At 72.8% G+C, this 15,411-nt stretch carries 16 protein-coding genes; 7 read left to right on the forward strand and 9 right to left on the reverse strand.

Annotated features, from left to right (window positions below):
- The first annotated feature begins 8 nt into the window (after nucleotides 1-8).
- From AWB89_RS22065 to AWB89_RS22080, 4 genes are read left to right on the forward strand one after another with little or no spacing between them, the layout of a single operon-like run.
- The gene (locus AWB89_RS22065) at nucleotides 9-314 is read left to right on the forward strand and encodes a hypothetical protein (RefSeq protein WP_085097456.1); all 306 of its coding nucleotides are present in this window, start codon (nucleotides 9-11) and stop codon (nucleotides 312-314) included.
- A 47-nt stretch (nucleotides 315-361) separates the two neighbouring features.
- A complete protein-coding gene (locus AWB89_RS22070) occupies nucleotides 362-664 on the forward strand; it encodes a DUF3349 domain-containing protein (RefSeq protein ID WP_085097459.1) in 303 nt (100 codons plus the stop codon).
- Nucleotides 665-708: 44 nt separating this feature from the next.
- Nucleotides 709-1,815, forward strand: a complete 1,107-nt coding sequence (menE, locus tag AWB89_RS22075) for an o-succinylbenzoate--CoA ligase (RefSeq protein ID WP_206601254.1) — start codon at nucleotides 709-711, stop codon at nucleotides 1,813-1,815.
- An 11-nt stretch (nucleotides 1,816-1,826) separates the two neighbouring features.
- Nucleotides 1,827-3,179 carry a hypothetical protein gene (locus AWB89_RS22080; protein WP_085176508.1) on the forward strand — a complete coding sequence of 451 codons (1,353 nt, stop codon included), beginning with the start codon at nucleotides 1,827-1,829 and terminating at the stop codon, nucleotides 3,177-3,179.
- Between the two features lie 77 nt (nucleotides 3,180-3,256).
- Here AWB89_RS22080 and AWB89_RS22085 read toward each other — a convergent pair whose 3' ends face one another.
- The 3 genes from AWB89_RS22085 to AWB89_RS22095 are packed head-to-tail and all read right to left on the reverse strand — an operon-like array spanning nucleotide 3,257 to nucleotide 6,291.
- Complete coding sequence (locus tag AWB89_RS22085) at nucleotides 3,257-3,919, reverse strand: TIGR04282 family arsenosugar biosynthesis glycosyltransferase (RefSeq protein WP_085176510.1); 663 nt, start codon at nucleotides 3,917-3,919, stop codon at nucleotides 3,257-3,259.
- The gene (locus tag AWB89_RS22090) at nucleotides 3,916-4,572 is read right to left on the reverse strand and encodes a glycosyltransferase family 2 protein (RefSeq protein WP_085097468.1); all 657 of its coding nucleotides are present in this window, start codon (nucleotides 4,570-4,572) and stop codon (nucleotides 3,916-3,918) included. The genes AWB89_RS22085 and AWB89_RS22090 overlap by 4 nt, the downstream gene beginning before the upstream one ends.
- A 15-nt stretch (nucleotides 4,573-4,587) precedes the next feature.
- Nucleotides 4,588-6,291, reverse strand: a complete 1,704-nt coding sequence (locus AWB89_RS22095) for a DUF7159 family protein (protein ID WP_085176512.1) — start codon at nucleotides 6,289-6,291, stop codon at nucleotides 4,588-4,590.
- A gap of 260 nt (nucleotides 6,292-6,551) precedes the next feature.
- Here AWB89_RS22095 and AWB89_RS22100 point away from each other — a divergent pair, with 260 nt between their 5' ends.
- Nucleotides 6,552-8,213 (forward strand): DUF7937 domain-containing protein, encoded by a 1,662-nt coding sequence (locus AWB89_RS22100; protein WP_085176514.1) that lies wholly within the window; start codon nucleotides 6,552-6,554, stop codon nucleotides 8,211-8,213.
- On the opposite strand, the gene AWB89_RS22105 is transcribed toward AWB89_RS22100, so the two are convergent.
- Both AWB89_RS22105 and AWB89_RS22110 read right to left on the reverse strand, forming a co-directional pair.
- A complete protein-coding gene (locus tag AWB89_RS22105) occupies nucleotides 8,210-9,241 on the reverse strand; it encodes an NAD-dependent epimerase/dehydratase family protein (RefSeq protein WP_085097477.1) in 1,032 nt (343 codons plus the stop codon). The genes AWB89_RS22100 and AWB89_RS22105 overlap by 4 nt on opposite strands.
- Nucleotides 9,238-10,014: an S-methyl-5'-thioadenosine phosphorylase gene (locus tag AWB89_RS22110; protein WP_241520563.1), complete on the reverse strand. Its 777-nt coding sequence runs from the start codon at nucleotides 10,012-10,014 to the stop codon at nucleotides 9,238-9,240. Before AWB89_RS22110 ends, AWB89_RS22105 begins: the two co-directional genes overlap by 4 nt.
- Nucleotides 10,015-10,048: 34 nt before the next feature.
- On the opposite strand from AWB89_RS22110, the gene AWB89_RS22115 reads away from it, so the two are divergent.
- Complete coding sequence (locus AWB89_RS22115) at nucleotides 10,049-10,921, forward strand: 1,4-dihydroxy-2-naphthoate polyprenyltransferase (RefSeq protein WP_085176518.1); 873 nt, start codon at nucleotides 10,049-10,051, stop codon at nucleotides 10,919-10,921.
- A gap of 15 nt (nucleotides 10,922-10,936) precedes the next feature.
- On the opposite strand, the gene AWB89_RS22120 is transcribed toward AWB89_RS22115, so the two are convergent.
- Nucleotides 10,937-11,290, reverse strand: coding sequence for a DUF4229 domain-containing protein (locus AWB89_RS22120; protein ID WP_085176520.1), 354 nt, complete (start codon nucleotides 11,288-11,290; stop codon nucleotides 10,937-10,939).
- A gap of 47 nt (nucleotides 11,291-11,337) precedes the next feature.
- Between AWB89_RS22120 and AWB89_RS27120 the strand changes: the two genes are divergently transcribed.
- Nucleotides 11,338-11,499 (forward strand): hypothetical protein, encoded by a 162-nt coding sequence (locus tag AWB89_RS27120; RefSeq protein ID WP_096866246.1) that lies wholly within the window; start codon nucleotides 11,338-11,340, stop codon nucleotides 11,497-11,499.
- On the opposite strand, the gene AWB89_RS22125 is transcribed toward AWB89_RS27120, so the two are convergent.
- The 3 genes from AWB89_RS22125 to AWB89_RS22135 are packed head-to-tail and all read right to left on the reverse strand — an operon-like array spanning nucleotide 11,496 to nucleotide 15,378.
- Nucleotides 11,496-12,788, reverse strand: a complete 1,293-nt coding sequence (locus AWB89_RS22125; protein WP_085176611.1) for a MinD/ParA family ATP-binding protein — start codon at nucleotides 12,786-12,788, stop codon at nucleotides 11,496-11,498. The two genes, AWB89_RS27120 and AWB89_RS22125, sit on opposite strands and share 4 nt — an antisense overlap.
- Nucleotides 12,789-12,832: 44 nt before the next feature.
- Nucleotides 12,833-13,816: a c-type cytochrome biogenesis protein CcsB gene (gene ccsB / locus AWB89_RS22130; protein WP_085176522.1), complete on the reverse strand. Its 984-nt coding sequence runs from the start codon at nucleotides 13,814-13,816 to the stop codon at nucleotides 12,833-12,835.
- The gene (locus tag AWB89_RS22135) at nucleotides 13,813-15,378 is read right to left on the reverse strand and encodes a cytochrome c biogenesis protein ResB (protein ID WP_142282607.1); all 1,566 of its coding nucleotides are present in this window, start codon (nucleotides 15,376-15,378) and stop codon (nucleotides 13,813-13,815) included. Before AWB89_RS22135 ends, ccsB begins: the two co-directional genes overlap by 4 nt.
- Nucleotides 15,379-15,411: the final 33 nt, after the last annotated feature.

Below are 15,411 nucleotides of genomic sequence, written 5' to 3' on the forward strand. Positions count from 1 at the left end.
AGCCCCTCATGAGCCACTTCGGCGACTGGTTCAACTACGAGGCCTCGATGAAGATCCTCGTGTTCAGCATGCTGGCCGGTGCCGCACTGCCCGGGCTGTTCGCCCTGGGCCTGCGGTTCCACGCCGTCGGCGGCGGGCAGGTCAGCACCGACGGCAGCTCACCGCACAAGAATCCGGTGCTGCTGGGGATCGCCTGGCTGATCTACGCGGTGGTGCTGGCGGTGATCGCGTTCGCGCTGCTGTACATCTCCCGCGACTTCATCGCCCACCAGCTGGGCCAGCCCTTTCTCGGGGCCAAGCCACCCCACAAGTAGCATCGAATCGTCCACCCAGCCGAGCCCCCGCGCGGAGGGATAGCGAAGTGAACGGATTCCTGAATTCGATTGTGTCGTGGCTGCGCGCGGGCTATCCGGAGGGCGTCCCGCCGACCGACACCTTCCCGGTGCTGGCCCTGCTGACCCGCCGGTTGGGCCACGACGAGGTGATCGCGGTGGCGCACGAGCTCATGGAGCGCGGCTGCTTCGACGACATCGACATCGGTGTGGCGATCACCCAGATCACCGACGAGCTGCCGTCGCAGGAAGACGTCGAGCGGGTGCGGGCCCGGCTGGCCGCCCACGGCTGGCCGTTCGACGAGCCCCAGGACGCCCAGGACCCCGCATAGCCGTCCTGCGCGCGCTGGGCGTCCCACCGGGTTCCGCCGCCGCGGTGCTGCTGCCCGCCCTGGAAGGTGTGCTGGACGGCCGTGAGCCCGCCCTGGTGGCGGTGCCGCCCGGCGACGACGGCACGCAGCGCGCCCTGCGGGCCGGCGAGGCGATCGACGACGACGTGGCCCTGGTGGTGGCAACGTCGGGAACCACCGGCGCGCCCAAGGGTGCGCTGCTGACCGCGGCGGCGCTGACGGCCAGCGCTACCGCGACCCACCAGCGCCTCGGCGGGCCCGGCGCCTGGCTGCTGGCCCTGCCGCCGCACCACATCGCCGGGCTGCAGGTGCTGGTGCGCAGCGTGCTGGCCGGCTCGGCGCCCGTCGAGCTGGACGTGTCGGGCGGCTTCGACGTCGGCGAATTGCCCGCTGCGGTAAGGCGATTGGGCTCCGGCCGGCGCTACACCTCGCTGGTCGCCGCGCAGCTGGCCAAGGCGCTGGCCGACCCGGCGGCCGCGGCCGCGCTGGCCGAACTGGACGCCGTGCTCCTCGGCGGCGGGCCGGCGCCCCGGCCGATCCTGGACGCCGCCGCGGCGGCGGGCATCGCGGTGGTGCGCACCTACGGCATGAGCGAGACCGCCGGCGGCTGCGTCTACGACGGTGTCCCGCTGGACGGGGTGCGCGTGCGCGTCGGCGCCGACGGGCGCATCGTCATCGGTGGCGCGACGCTGGCCAAGGGCTATCGCAACCCGGTCGACCCCGACCCGTTCGCCGAGCCGGGCTGGTTTTACACCGACGACCTGGGCGCCGTGTCCGAGTCGGGCGTCCTGACCGTGCTGGGCCGCGCCGACGACGCGATCAGCACCGGCGGGTTGACCGTGCTCCCGCAGCCGGTCGAGGCCGCGCTGGGCACCCATCCCGCGGTCGGCGACTGCGCGGTGTTCGGTGTCCCCGACGACCGGCTGGGTCAGCGGGTGGTCGCCGCGATCGTGGTGCGCGACGGCAGCGACGCGCCGACCCTGCAGGCGCTGCGGACGCACCTGGCGGGCACGCTGGACGCCACCGCCGCGCCGCGCGAGCTGCACGTCGTCGAGGCGCTGCCTCGCCGCGGGATCGGCAAGGTGGACCGGGCCGCGCTGGTGCGCCGGTTCGCCGGCGCGGGCGATCAATAGGCTGGTCGATCGTGAGGGTCGCGCGACGGGAGTGGGCAGCCGTCGCGGTCGGGGTCGTCCTGGTGGCGGCGGCGTTCGTCCTGCCGCGCCTGCACTGGGGCGTGCGGCCGCGGCTGGACGTGGGCCAGGAGCGGTTCGGCACGCATGCCGGGGCCTCGCCGATCTTCGGGGCGTGGGAGATCCACGCCAGCTGGGGCACCGGCCCGGCGATTCTGATCGCCGTGGCCGCGGTGGTGTGGGGATCTGCTGTGGCGCAACGCCTTTCGTGGCGTGCGCTGACGCTGGGGACCTGGGCCACCGCCTGCGCGTGGGCGTTCGCGCTGGCGATGATCGACGGCTGGCAGCGCGGCTTCGCCGGGCGGTTGACCACCCGCGACGAGTACCTGTCGCAGGTGCCGACGATCACCGACATACCGGCCGCCGTCCGCACCTTCTCCAGCCGCATCGTGGACTACCAGCCGAACTCGTGGACCACCCACGTCTCGGGGCACCCGCCGGGCGCGCTCTTGACGTTCGTGTGGCTGGACCGGATCGGGCTGCACGGCGGCGCGTGGGCGGGGCTGCTGTGCCTGCTGGTGGGTTCCAGCGCGGCCGCGGCCGTGGTGATCGCCGTGCGCGCGCTCGCCGACGAACGCACGGCGCGCCTGGCGGCGCCGTTCGTCGCGGTCGCGCCGACGGCGATCTGGGTGGCCGTCTCGGCCGACGGGTACTTCGCCGGCGTCGCGGCCTGGGGGCTGGCGCTGTTGGCCGTGGCGGTACACCGCCGCGTCCGGTTTCCCGCGCTGCTCGCGGCGGCGGCCGGCCTGCTACTGGGCTGGAGCGTGTTTCTGAGCTACGGCCTGGTGCTGCTGGGCCTGCCGGCCTTGGCGGTGCTGGTCTCGGCGTCCGATTGGCGAGCGGTGCTGCGCGCGCTGGGCCCCGCGGCGCTGACCTCGCTGGCGGTGGCGGTGGCGTTCGCCGTGGCGGGGTTCTACTGGTTCGACGGCTATACCCTTGTGCAGCAACGCTATTGGCAGGGCATCGCCAAGGACCGGCCGTTTCAGTACTGGAGCTGGGCCAACCTGGCCTGCGTGGTGTGCGCGATCGGGCTGGGCAGCGTCGCCGGGATCAGCCGGTTGTTCGACGCGGCCGCCGTCCGGCGGCGTTCCGGTTTCCACCTGGTGCTGCTGGCGATGCTGGCCGCCATCGTGTTCGCCGACCTCAGCATGCTGAGCAAGGCCGAGGTCGAACGGATCTGGCTGCCGTTCACCGTCTGGCTCACCGCGGCGCCGGCTCTGCTGCCGGTCCGCTCACATCGGTTGTGGTTGGCGGTCAACGCCGTCGGCGCCCTGCTGATCAACACCGTCATGGTCACCAACTGGTGAGCCGGGCTGTGCCACCGAGACGGTAATTTCGCAGGCCTTCACTCGCATTTTGTCTGCGGATTTTCAGGCTCGGCGGCTCAGAGGCCGGCGGCGCGGGTGACCCGAGCGAAGCGGCTCGCCGGCCCGCACGCGTCGCGGACCACCGCGATGTCGTCGACGACGTCGACGTCGGCCAGGCGCTGCACCTCGGCCACGCCGATGCCGTTGTCGCGCAACGCCCGCAGCGTGAGCTCACCCGTGTCGGGCTGGGACATCGGCACGCCGCGCAGGCACTCCGCCATCGTCGGCGCCCCCACCCCGAGCACCCACCAGCCGCCGTCGAGGGCCAGGCCGAGGATCGCCGGCGCGTCCAGCAGCCGGCCCGCGCAGTCGGCCAACAGCCCGGCGGTGACCTGCGGGGTGTCCATCCCGATCTGCAGGACCGGATACCCGTCGGCCGAGTCGGCGTGGGCGTTCGCGAGCCGGTCGGCAAAGTCGTTGCCGCGCTGCGGGATCACGGCGAAGGCCTCGAGCCGCTGCCGGAGCTCGGCGGCGCGGGCCGCGGCGTCCAGATCGCCGGTGAGGGCCACCACCCGCGCCACGACCGGCGCGGCGGCCACCGCGTCCAGCGTGTCCAGCAGCGCGGCCGCGGCGATGTCGGCGGCGACGCGGTCCCCCACCGTCGCCGCCAGCCGCGTCTTGGCCCGGCCGGGCTCCGGCGCCTTGGCGACCACGAGCACGGTCACCGGCAGGTCGCTCACGAAATCACCTTCCAGAAGTCCAGGATCGCGGTGACGCTGCCCCGCAGCGAGCCGCTGACCTTCGACTTGCCGCCCGTGCGCGGGCCGTAGCTGACGTCGAGCTCGACCACCCGCCAGCCCGCGGCCGCCGCCCGGACCAGCAGTTCCAGGGGGTAACCCGAACGCCGGTCGGCGACAGCGAGATTCAGCAGCGCGTCCCGGCGGGCGACCCGCATCGGCGCGATGTCGTGCACCGGCAGGCCGTGGCGGGTGCGCAGCCGCCAGCTCATCACGACGGTCCCGACGCGGGCGACCCACGGCCAGTGCAGGCCGGGCACCGGGCGGCGCCGGCCGGTCACCAGGTCGGCGCCGCCGTCGAGCGCGTCCACCAGCCGGGGCAGGTCGCCGGGGTCCATCGAGCCGTCGGCGTCGATGACCGCGACGATCGGGGTGGTCGCGGCGACGACGCCCGCGTGCACCGCGGAGCCGTACCCCGGCCGCGGTTCGGCGACGACCTCGGCGCCGTGCCGGGCCGCGACCGCCGCGGTGCCGTCGGTGCTGTTGTTGTCCACCACCAGCGCCCGATAGCCGGGCGGGATGGCCGCCAGCACCCCCGGCAGCGACTCTTCCTCGTTGAGACACGGCAGCACGACCGTGACCGCGTCCTGGGGCATCGGGTCAGGCCACGATCAGTGCTGCGTATGCGGCAGCAGCGGTTTCACCGGTTGCTGCGGGGTCACCGGTTGCTGCGGGGTCACCGGTTGCTGCGGGGTCACCGGCTGCTGCGTGTGCGGCTGCGTCGGAACCGTTTGCGTCGGAACGGTCTGCGTATGCGGCGCCTGCGTCGTCGGCGGCGGGGCCTGCGTCGTCGGCGGCGCTTGGGTGGTGATCGGTGCCTGGGTGGTGGTGACCGGGGCCTGCGTGGTCGTGACCGGCGCCTGGGTCGTGGTGACCGGCGCCTGGGTCGTCGTCGGCGGGGTCGTCGGGGGCGTCGTCGGCGGCGTCGTCGGCGGCGTCGTCGGCGGGGTGGTCGGTGGAGTCGTGGGCGGCGTCGACGGTGGGGTCGTGGGAGGCGTGGTCGGCGGCGTGTACGGCGGATAGGGGTTGTACGGCGGATAGGGGTTGTACGGGGGGCGATAGCCCGGGTAGGGAACGATGACCGGCATCGGCACCGCCGGATTCGGATTCGGCACGAACGCGGGGACGTCGGGCGCCGGGTTGACCGGCGCGCCGGGCGAAACCAGTTGCGGCGGGATGTAGCCGTTGGCGTCCGGGATGACGCCGCCCTGGAACCCGGCGTTGGGCGCACCGAGCGGCGGCGGCGGCACCGGGGCCTGCTGCTGCGTGGGCAGCAGCGGCATGAACTTGCCCGGGGCGGCGTTCTGGTGGCCCACCACCGGCTGCTGGCTCGCGGTCGGCCGGATCGCGATGGCCACCGCGGCGGCCAGCGAGGCGAATCCGATGACGGCGAAGGCGATGACGGCGTTGCCCAGCACCAGGGATCGCCTGCTCAACGGCACCCGGCCGGTCGCGCCCTCCTCCTCGGCGTCGCCGAATTCGCCGAAGTCGTCGTATTCGGGCCCGAATTCGTCCGCGCCGAGCGGTGCACCCTCGTCGGCCATCGAGTACGCCAGCTGCGGCTCCTCGGCGGCCGCCCCGGCGGCCGGCGCGAAGGCGGTCTCGTCGCCGGTGAGCGCGGCCGCGGGCGCCATCGCCGTGGCGTCCCCGGCCGCCGCGCCCGCCACCGGCAGGGCGGCCAGCGCCGCGCCGCGCGCGAGCGCGAACGTCGGATCCTCGGGAACTTCCACGCGCATGGTCGACGCGTCGCGAAGCTGGTCGGCGACCCCGGCCAGGTTCGACGACGCGCCGACGAGATAGAGCTCGGTGGGGGCGCCGGGCTGGTCGGTGAGCCGGGCCATCATCGTGTCGAGCGCGGCGGTGGCCTCGGGGCCCGACGCGCCCGCCAGGGGCTGGCGCGCCAGCATGGTGGGCGGCTGGTCGGAGTCGCCGTGCGAGTCGACGAACGACAGCGTCGCCGTCTCGTCGTCGACCACGAGCACGCCGCCGGCGCGCCCGGCCGCGCGCATCAGCGCCGTCACCGCCTGCGACTCGGAGAGCACCGCGACGTCGTGGACGCCGGAGTCCTCGAGCGCCCGGCGCAGCTGGTCGGCCTTGGCGGCGTCGGGCCAGCACAGCCGGGTGGCCACCAGCCGGTGGTTCTCGTCGGACAGCAGCCGACTCGTCCCGGCTACGGTCTGGGTCAGCGTCTCGACCGGGTGGCCGGCCAGGTCGACGACGGATTGGTCGAGCACGTCCGAACCGTGCGCGCCCGACCCGACCAGCGCCAGGCGGGCAACGGGACCCGTGACCGCGACCCCCAAAACCACGTCCATCCAGGCTCTCCTTCGGCCGGCTACCCCACAACCAGCATGTCCCGGCATCATTACACTGCGATACCGTCGGCAGTAACAGTCATTCGGGCGACACGTTCGCCTGTGAGCGCAGCGTAACCGGGTTGGCAAACCGCGACGGGCGTCGTCCGAACGGAGATTATGTTTCCAAGTAAGCAACGAAGTCGGCGCGGCAGGGGGTTCCCCCGCCCCGCAAACTGCGTTGCGCGGCAAGTGACCGTCCTCGACCCCCGGGGGGAACCGTGAGTCAGACCGCCGACGACGCCCCAACCGGCCCGATCCGCCGGCCGGGGCCGCCCCCGGGCCGCCGCCCAGCCGCGGCCGGCAGCGTCCAGGCTCCGACGCGGCGGCGGAACATCGCGGGTGACCTGACCGCGGCCGCCTTGCTCGTGCTGGCGCTGCTGTTGCCGTGGAACTTGTACTTCGGGATGGGAATCCCCGGCAGCAACAAGGCGCTGCTGGCGGCGCTGTACGTGGTGACCCTGCTGGCCCTGCTTTCGATCGCCCTGGCCGGCTCCTGGCGGGCCTCCAGCGCCCGGTTCAACCCCGCGCTGGCCGGGCGGCTCCGGTTGGCGCTCAACGCCCCCTACGCGCTGCTGGTCCTCGGCTTCATCGCCTTCGATGTGTTCGAGACCATCCGCTTCGGGGGCACCGTGAACGTCCCGGGCGGCGTCGGACCCGGGGCGTGGCTGGGCATCGCCGGCGCCCTGCTGAGCGCGCGACCGGTGGTCCGGGCCGCCGACGACGGAGGCGACAACGGCAGGTCCGTCCGGATCATCGGCTACGCGTCGATGGTGGGCGCGGCGCTGAGCTTCGGCTTCAACCTGTTCTGGCGGGTGCGATACGCGCTGCAGAGCGCGGGCGGTTCGGATTTCGGCAAGCAGAACATCGCGGTCATCGCGACGGCGCTGGTGTACGGCGTGGTGGCGTTGGTCGCCGTCGTGGTTGGTTCGAGGTGGCTGCTGCGCAGCACCAGGGCCTCGCGGCTGGCGACGGTGGCGCTCGGTGTGTCGACGCTGATCGCCGGGATCGTCGTGTGGATCCTTCCGGTGGGCCGGGACATCGACGCGTTCCACGGCATCGCGCAGAACACCTCGACCGCGGGCGTCGGGTTCGAGGGCTACCTGGCGTGGGCGGCCGCCGCCGCGATCTTCGCGCCGCCCGCCCTGCTGGCCCGGCGGGATCCGTCGGCGACCGAGGAGAACGCCTGGCGCGCGGCGGCCCGAAACGGCTTGCTGCTCATCATCGTCTGGTGCCTGGGGTCGATGGTCATGCGGATCACCGACCTCGCCGTCGGCGTGGCGCTGAACTACCCCTTCTCGCGCTACGACAGCATGGTGCTGGCCGCATTCGACCTGACCACCGCCCTGTTGGCGGTGTGGCTGCGGATCAACCTGGCCAACGACGCGGTCTCCCCCCGGCTGATCTCGTCGCTGTGCGGGCTCGTGGCCACCCTGAGCATCACCCGCGTCGTCGTGGGCGTCGCGCTGGCGCCGCGCTTCGAGGAGTCGCCCAACGCGCCGGCGCCAAACCCGGTGTACGGCAACAACCTTGCCCAGCAGATCACCAGCACCTTCGACGTCGCGCTGTGCGTGCTGGCCCTGTGCATCCTCGCCGCCGCGGTCATCACCGGGCAACTCGGTGCGCGGCGGGCGCGACGCCGGCGGCGCCGTCCCGGCCACGCGCGCGGCGGCCCGGCGGGCACCCACCCGGGCCCCGCCGCGCCGACGACCCGCATCCCCGTCGGCCGCGGGGCCCCGCCGTCGGCGGCGGCGACGACGCGCATTCCGACCGGCGGTGCGCCGCAGCTGGCCGGTTCGCCGCGAATCTTCCGGGGCGACGACTCCGCGACGCGGCAGATCCCCGTTCAGAAGCCGCGGATCTTCCGGCCACCCTCGGGTTAACGCAAAGGCGCGTAGGCGAACTCGCGCAATCCCTCCAGCGGGTCGACGGCGGCCCGGAAGCCCAGCACCTCGGCGGCGCGGGTGGGATCGGCGACGATGTGGCGCACGTCCCCGCTGCGGTACTGCCCGGTGACCACCGGGGACACCGAGCCGTCCCGGGCGTCACACAGCGCGCTGGCGACCTCGAGGATCGAGATCGGCCGCCCGGAGCAGACATTGAACGCCGAGAAGCCCTCGGCGTTGCAGGCCGCCGCGGCGAGGTTGGCGGCGGCGACGTCGTCGACGTGCACGAAATCGCGCATCTGGCCGCCGTCCTCGAAAACCCTTGGCGGCTCGCCCTTTTCCAGCGATGAGCGGAAGATCGCGGCCACGCCGGAATACGGGGTGTCGCGCGGCATGCCGGGGCCGTAGACGTTGTGGTAGCGCAGCGCCACCACCGAGCCGCCCGTCGCCTCCGCCCACGCCAGGGCGTAATGCTCCTGCGCGGTCTTGCTGGCCGCGTACAGGCTGCGCGGCCGCAGGGCGGCGTCCTCGCCGACCAGCCGCCACGTCGCGTCGAGTCCGCAAACGGGACAGCGGTTTTCGAAGACCCCGGCGTCGAGGTCCGCGCGCCGCCGCGGCGGCGGGTCGACGAGCCCATGGTCCGGGCAGGCGTACTGGCCCGGCCCGTAGACGACCATCGACGACGCCAGCACCAACCGGCGCACCCCGGCGGCGAACATCCGCGCCAGCAACACCGTGGTCGCGAAGTCGTTGTGGCCGCCGTAGGCCGGCGCGTCGGCGGCGTCGACGCCGGCGCCCACCATCGCCGCCTGATGGCAGACGAGGTCCACCCCGTCCAACAGCGGGGCCAGCGCGTCGCCGTCGCGGACGTCCACCCGCCGGCAGCCCTGGGGCAGCACGGCATTCGGGCCGTGCGCGGCGGGCAGCAGGACGTCGACGGCGACCACATCGTGGCCCGCCGCGCGCAGCGCCGCGTCCACCCGCGACCCGATGAAGCCGGCCGCACCGGTCAGCAGCACCCTCATGGCAGCTCCACCGGCAGGGTGACGCCGGTGTGCGGCTGGCAGTGGGTGCAGGTCTGCTCGACGGCGACCCGGTGGATGGCCGCGCGCACCAGCTCCTTGAAAAGCCCCATGTTCCGTTCGAATTGGGCGAACACGTCGACGGCCTTCACCCCCTCGCCGGCCGTGATCCCGGCGTCCAGGTCGGTCACCAAAGCGATTGCCGCGTAACATATTTCGAGTTCGCGGGCCAGCACCGCCTCCGGGTAGCCGGTCATGTTGACCAGGCTGAACCCGGCCGAGGCGAACCACCGGCTTTCGGCCCGGGTGGAAAATCGCGGGCCCTGGATCACCACCATGGTGCCGCCGTCGACCACGTCGGGCAGGCCGGTGGCCGCGGCCCGCAGGATCGGGCAGTACGGATCGGCGAAGTCGACGTGGACGGCGCCCGAGTCGAAGTAGGTGTCGGCCCGGCCGCTGGTGCGATCGACCAGCTGGTCGGGCACCACCACCGCGCCCGGGCCGTTGTCGGGGTTCAGGCTGCCGACGGCGCACGGGCCGAAGACCCGCCGCACGCCGAGCTTGCGCAGCGCCCACATGTTCGCCCGGTAGGGCACGGTGTGCGCCGAGAATTGGTGCGTCGCGCCGTGCCGGGGCAGAAAGGCGACCTCGTGGTCGCCGATGGCGCCCACCGTGACCGGCGCGCTCGGCGGGCCGTAGGGCGTGTCGACGTCGATGGTGCGGACCGACGATTCGAAGAACGTGTAGAAGCCGCTGCCGCCGATGACTCCGAGCATCCGCCCATTGTGGTGCATAGGGCAGGATGCCCTGGTGGCCAGTTTCGCGCAGTGGGTCGAAGGCGCCCGGCCCCGGACGCTGCCCAACGCGGTGGCGCCGGTGGTGGCGGGCACGGGCGCGGCCGCCTGGCTGGGCTCCGCGGTGTGGTGGAAGGCGCTGCTGGCGCTGGTCGTCGCGCTGGCACTGATCGTCGGCGTCAACTACGCCAACGACTACTCCGACGGGATCCGCGGCACCGACGACGACCGGGCCGGCCCGGTGCGGCTGGTGGGCTCGCGGCTGGCCACCCCGCGCTCGGTGCTGGCCGCGGCCGTCACGAGCCTGTCGGTGGGCGCGGCGGCCGGGCTGGTGCTGGCACTGCTGAGCGCGCCGTGGCTGATCGCCGTCGGCGCCGCCTGTATCGCCGGGGCGTGGCTCTACACCGGCGGGTCAAAACCCTACGGCTACGCGGGTTTTGGCGAGGTCGCGGTGTTCGTGTTCTTCGGGCTGGTCGCCGTGCTGGGCACCCAGTACACCCAGGCGCTGCGGGTGGACTGGGTCGGGCTGGTGTCGGCGGTGTCGATCGGGGCGCTGTCGTCGTCGGTGCTGGTGGCCAACAACCTGCGCGACATCCCGACCGACGCGCAGTCCCGGAAGATGACCCTGGCGGTGCGGCTGGGCGACGCCCGCACCCGGGTCCTCTACCAGGCGCTGCTGGCCACCGGCGCGGTCGCGACCCTGGCGCTCATGGCGGCGACCCCCTGGTGCGCCGTGGGATTCCTGGCGACGCCGCTGGCGTTGCGCGCGGTGGCGCCGGTGCGCTCGCGCCGCGGCGGGCGCGACCTGATCCCCGTGCTGCGCGACACCGGGCTGGCGATGGTCGTGTGGGCGATCGCGGTGGCGGCGGCGCTGGCGCTGGCCCGCTGACCGCACGCGGCGAAGCTAGGCCTCGGGCTGCTCCGGTCCGTCTTCCGGTACGGGCTCCCCGCGCAGCCGGGCCTGCAGCTGTTCGCGTTCCCGGCGCCGGCGCTCGCCGGCGACCGCCAGCCCGGCGGTGGCGCGCCGGCGCAGCGGGCCGAACAGCCAGATGCCCAGCGGCATCCCGATGATCAGAGCGAACAGCACCGCGACCACGACGGGGAACTGGGTGACCCCCAGCAACCGCGCGATCCCGTAGATCGCGCCGCTGAGCGCGGCGACGAGCGCCAACCGCGCCACCGCGTACAGCAACACGTCGGCCCATACGCGATTGCGTGACCGCTCCCCAGTGCTGTTGTCGCTAGGCCCTTCTGACACAAGCTCGAGCCTACGGCGCGGGTATATTCGCTCCAAGGAGGTGTTGAGTGCTCTACCTGCTGCTCGTCCTGATCCTGGGGACGCTGATCTACGTTGGCTGGCGCGCGGCGCGGTCACAGGCCCACCGACCCAAGACGCGCGTCATCGGACCCGACGACGATCCGGACTTTTTGCGGCGGCTAGGTCACGGGGACAACAACCCCCGCTAAGCCACTCCGGGGTTGCGCTGATCGCCGGGGAACCCATCGGCCACGACGGCCGCCAGCTCGGCGAGCGCCTCGCGGGTTCCGCGCCGCAACCGGTCCAGCTCGATCTCGGCGCCCTCTTCCAGGTGCGGGTCGAACGGGATCAGCCGCACCGCGCGGCAGCGCCGCGAGAAGTGATCGATCACCTTGTTCATGTCGACCTTGCCGGTGCGCGGCCGCACGGCGTTGATGACCGCGATCGAGTTGCGGACCAGCTCCTGGTGCCCGTGCGCGTCCAGCCAGTCCAGCGTGGCCGAGGCGCTGCGCGCGCCGTCGATGGACCCCGACGCCACCACCAGCAACACGTCGGCCTTGTCCAGCACCGACGACATCACCGAGTGCAGCAGCCCCGGGCCGCAGTCCGTGAGCACCAGGCCGTAGAACCGCTCCAGGATGTCCAGGACGCGGGCGTAGTCGTCGGCGCTGAAGGCCTCGGAGATGGCCGGGTCGGTTTCCGACGCCAGCACCTCCAGCCCGCTCGGGCCCTTCGACGTGTAGCGGCGCACGTCGCTGTAGCGCTCGACGGTCCCGGCGTCGTGCAGCAGCTGACGCACCGTCGCCGCCGTCTCCAGCGGGATCTTCTGGCTCAGGGTGCCGCGGTCGGGGTTGGCGTCGACGGCCACCACCCGGTCGCCGCGGATGGAGGCGAACGTCGACCCCAGCGTCGCGGTGATCGTGGTCTTGCCGACGCCGCCCTTCAGCGACAGCAGCGCCACCCGGTAGCAGCCCCGCAGGGGCCGGTTGACCTGGGCCACCAGGTTGTTATGGCGCAGGGCGCGCGGGCTCTCGCCGAGGTTGATCAGGTGACCGGACAGGTCGTAGACCAGCCGGCGCCAGCCCTCCGACGGCGGCGGCTTGACCGGCCGCAACAGCATCCCGGTGGACAGCTCCGGGTACGGCGTGTGCGGCAGGTGCTCGGGCCGGTACGGAGGCGCCTGGGCCTCCGCCGGCGGCGCCTCGGCGGGCCCGTTGTAGTAGGCGCCGTAGGCGGTCGGGTCGACGCGCGGGATGCCGGTGACCGGTGTGGAATCCCAGGGCGGCATCCCGCCGCGGGCGGGCGCGGGCCCCGCTGCCGTGGAGGCCGCCTCCCGCCGCTCGGCCGGGGGGACCCGCCGCTCGGTGCGGAACCCGGCGAAGGCGCGGGTGGGCGCGTCGCCCGAGTCCGCCGCCGGTTCAGTGGATTGCTGCGCCGGGGGCAGCTCCGTCGTCTGCGGCTCGGGCGCGCCCACGCCCGTCGTTGGATGGTCGGACACCTGCACTCCCCCTTGTTGCGATTATCTGGGTCGGTTGCTGTCTGTCAGCCCACGCCCGCATACGAATGCAGGCCCACGGTGACCAGGTTAACGAAGAACAGATTGAAGACCATGGCGACGAAACCCACGACGTTGATCCACGCCGCCTTCCTATCGCGCCATCCCGCCGTCGACCTGGCATGCAGATACGCGGCGTATACCACCCACGCGATAAACGAAACCGTCTCCTTGGGATCCCAGCCCCAGTACCGGCCCCAGGCTTCCTCGGCCCAGATGGCGCCGAAGATGACCCCGAACCCGAACACCGGAAACGCGAAGATCGTGGTGCGGTAGGCGACGCGGTCCAGGGTCTGCGCGTCGGGCAGGCGCTGCACCATCCGGGCCAGCGCGCTATCAGTGCCTTCCGGGTCTGGGTCCGCCCCTAGCCGCGACGTGCGCAGCAGGAACAGGATGCTGGAAATGCCGGCGACCATGAACACCCCGGAACCCAGGCTGACCACCGACACGTGGATGGGCAGCCAGTAGGACTGCAGCGCGGGCATCACCGGCGCGGCGTTGGTGTAGAGCCAGCGGCCGGAGACGGTCAGCAGGATCAGCACCGGCACCAGCAAGAACACCCACAGCGGGCGGTACTGCGGGCGGCGCAGCACGATCGCGCCGGCGACCAGGCCGCAGCAGCACGTCAGGTTGATGAACTCGTACATGTTGCCCCACGGCGGCCGCATGGTCGCCAGGCCGCGCAGCGCGATGCAGACCAGCAGCAGGCCGATGCCGAGGTAGACCACCGCCAGCCCGGCCCGCCCGACGCGCTCGTCGAACGGGCGCTCGTCGGCGTCGGCCACGATGCCGGGCACCGCGCTGTCGGCGGCCACCGAGCCGGCCAACACGCGCCGGTCCACGCGGCGGCTGCCGGCGTAGGCCAACTCGAACGCCAGCAGCATCATGGCGACCACCAGGGCCACCACCGCCGAGGTGAACGCCCAGTCGGAGTAGCGCGCCAGCCCGATGTTGACGTGCAGGGTGTTCATGTGACGTCCACCTGAGAACTCCTTCTGGACGCGGCGGACTCGCCCAGCCCGTCCAGTGTTTGCCCGGTCAACCGCTCGAACTCGTCGCCCCACCCGGAGTTGTCGGTGCGCGCCAGCCCGCCCAGTTCGACGTTCACCGTACCGGCCACCTCGCCGCCGGCCGCGGTGAGCCTGACCCACACCCGCCGGCGGCGCACCAGCAGCGACACCACCAGCCCCGCCATCATCGTGGCGGCGAAGACCAGCACCCACGTCTGGCCCGGGTCGTGGGAGACCTGCAGGTTGACGAACGGCACCGCCCCGTCGAAGCGCACGACCGTGCCGGCGGCCGGCCCCTGGTCGAGCCGGACCTCCTGGCCGGCGCGCAGGTTGACCCGCTTCTCCTTGGTCAGCCGGCCCTGCTCGATCAGCCGGTGATCCAGCGAGAACAACGACTGGGGCCGCCCGGTGTCCAGGCCGGTGTCGCCGCGGTAGATGTCGACGGCCACCGCGGGGGCGTTCAGCGCCGGGAAGCGCGACGACAGCAGCGTCCCGTCGAGTTGCTCGGTGGGCGCCAGCAGGCCCTGGATCGCGATCTCGTGCTGGCGGCGCTCCGCCGCGTTGGGATAGCTGCCGGCGGGCGGGTCGATCCGCGCCACCCCCGAGCTGAGCAGCGTCTGCGGGTTGTCGGGCCGCCATTGCACGGTCGACGTGCGCGTCTGGCCGTCCGGGAAGGTCACGGTGAACGTGGGCGCATAGCCGTGGCCCTGCAGGTACACCCGGTCGCCGCCGACGCGCAGCGGGTGGTTGACCTCGAGCAGGTAATGCCGCCAGCTGTTCGCGGCCAGGTCCCTGCCGGCCTGGTAGTCGATGTCGGCGGCGAACGAGGTGGCCTGCCCGGACGGCAGGTAGTGGGCCTGGAAGTCGTTGACGCGGATGCAGATCGGGTGCAGCGACGTGCCGTCGACGGTGTTGCCGGCGCGGAACGAGTCGAAGGCGGCCGGCGAGGCCGAGCAGAAGCCGGGGCCGCCGTCGGCGATGACGATGACGTTGCCCTCGTAGCCGAAGAGCTTGCCGACGGCCACGGCGACCAGCAGGCCCAGCAACGAGAAGTGGAAGACGATGTTGCCGAACTCGCGCAGGTAGCCCTTCTCCGCCGAGACCTCGACGACTTCGCCCTCGTGCCGGATGGCCGTGCGCCAGCCACGCAGTCGGCCGGTGATCGTGTTCGCCAGGGCGTTGAGGTCGGCCGGGTCGCCGGCCACCTCGGCGCTGGCGTGCTTGGGCAGCCGGGACAGGTTGCGCGGGGCGGGCACCGGGGTGGCGCGCAGGCTGCGCGCGTGCTCGATCATCCGCGGGGTCAGGCAGCCGACCAGCGAGACGAACAGCAGCACGTAGATGGCGGTGAACCAGAAGCTGGAGAACACGTCGAAGGCCTGCAGCCGGTTCAGCCAGGGTCCGATCACCCGATGGGTCGCCAGGTACTCGTCCACCTTGCCGGCGTTGAGGCTGCGCTGCGGCAGCAGCGCGCCCGGTATCGCGCCCAGCGCGAGCAGGAACAGCAGCACCAGCGCGGTGCCCATCGAGGTCAGCGCGCGCCAGGTGTTGCGGGCCCA

The sequence above is a fragment of the Mycobacterium paraense genome, assembly GCF_002101815.1.
Taxonomy (GTDB): domain Bacteria; phylum Actinomycetota; class Actinomycetes; order Mycobacteriales; family Mycobacteriaceae; genus Mycobacterium; species Mycobacterium paraense.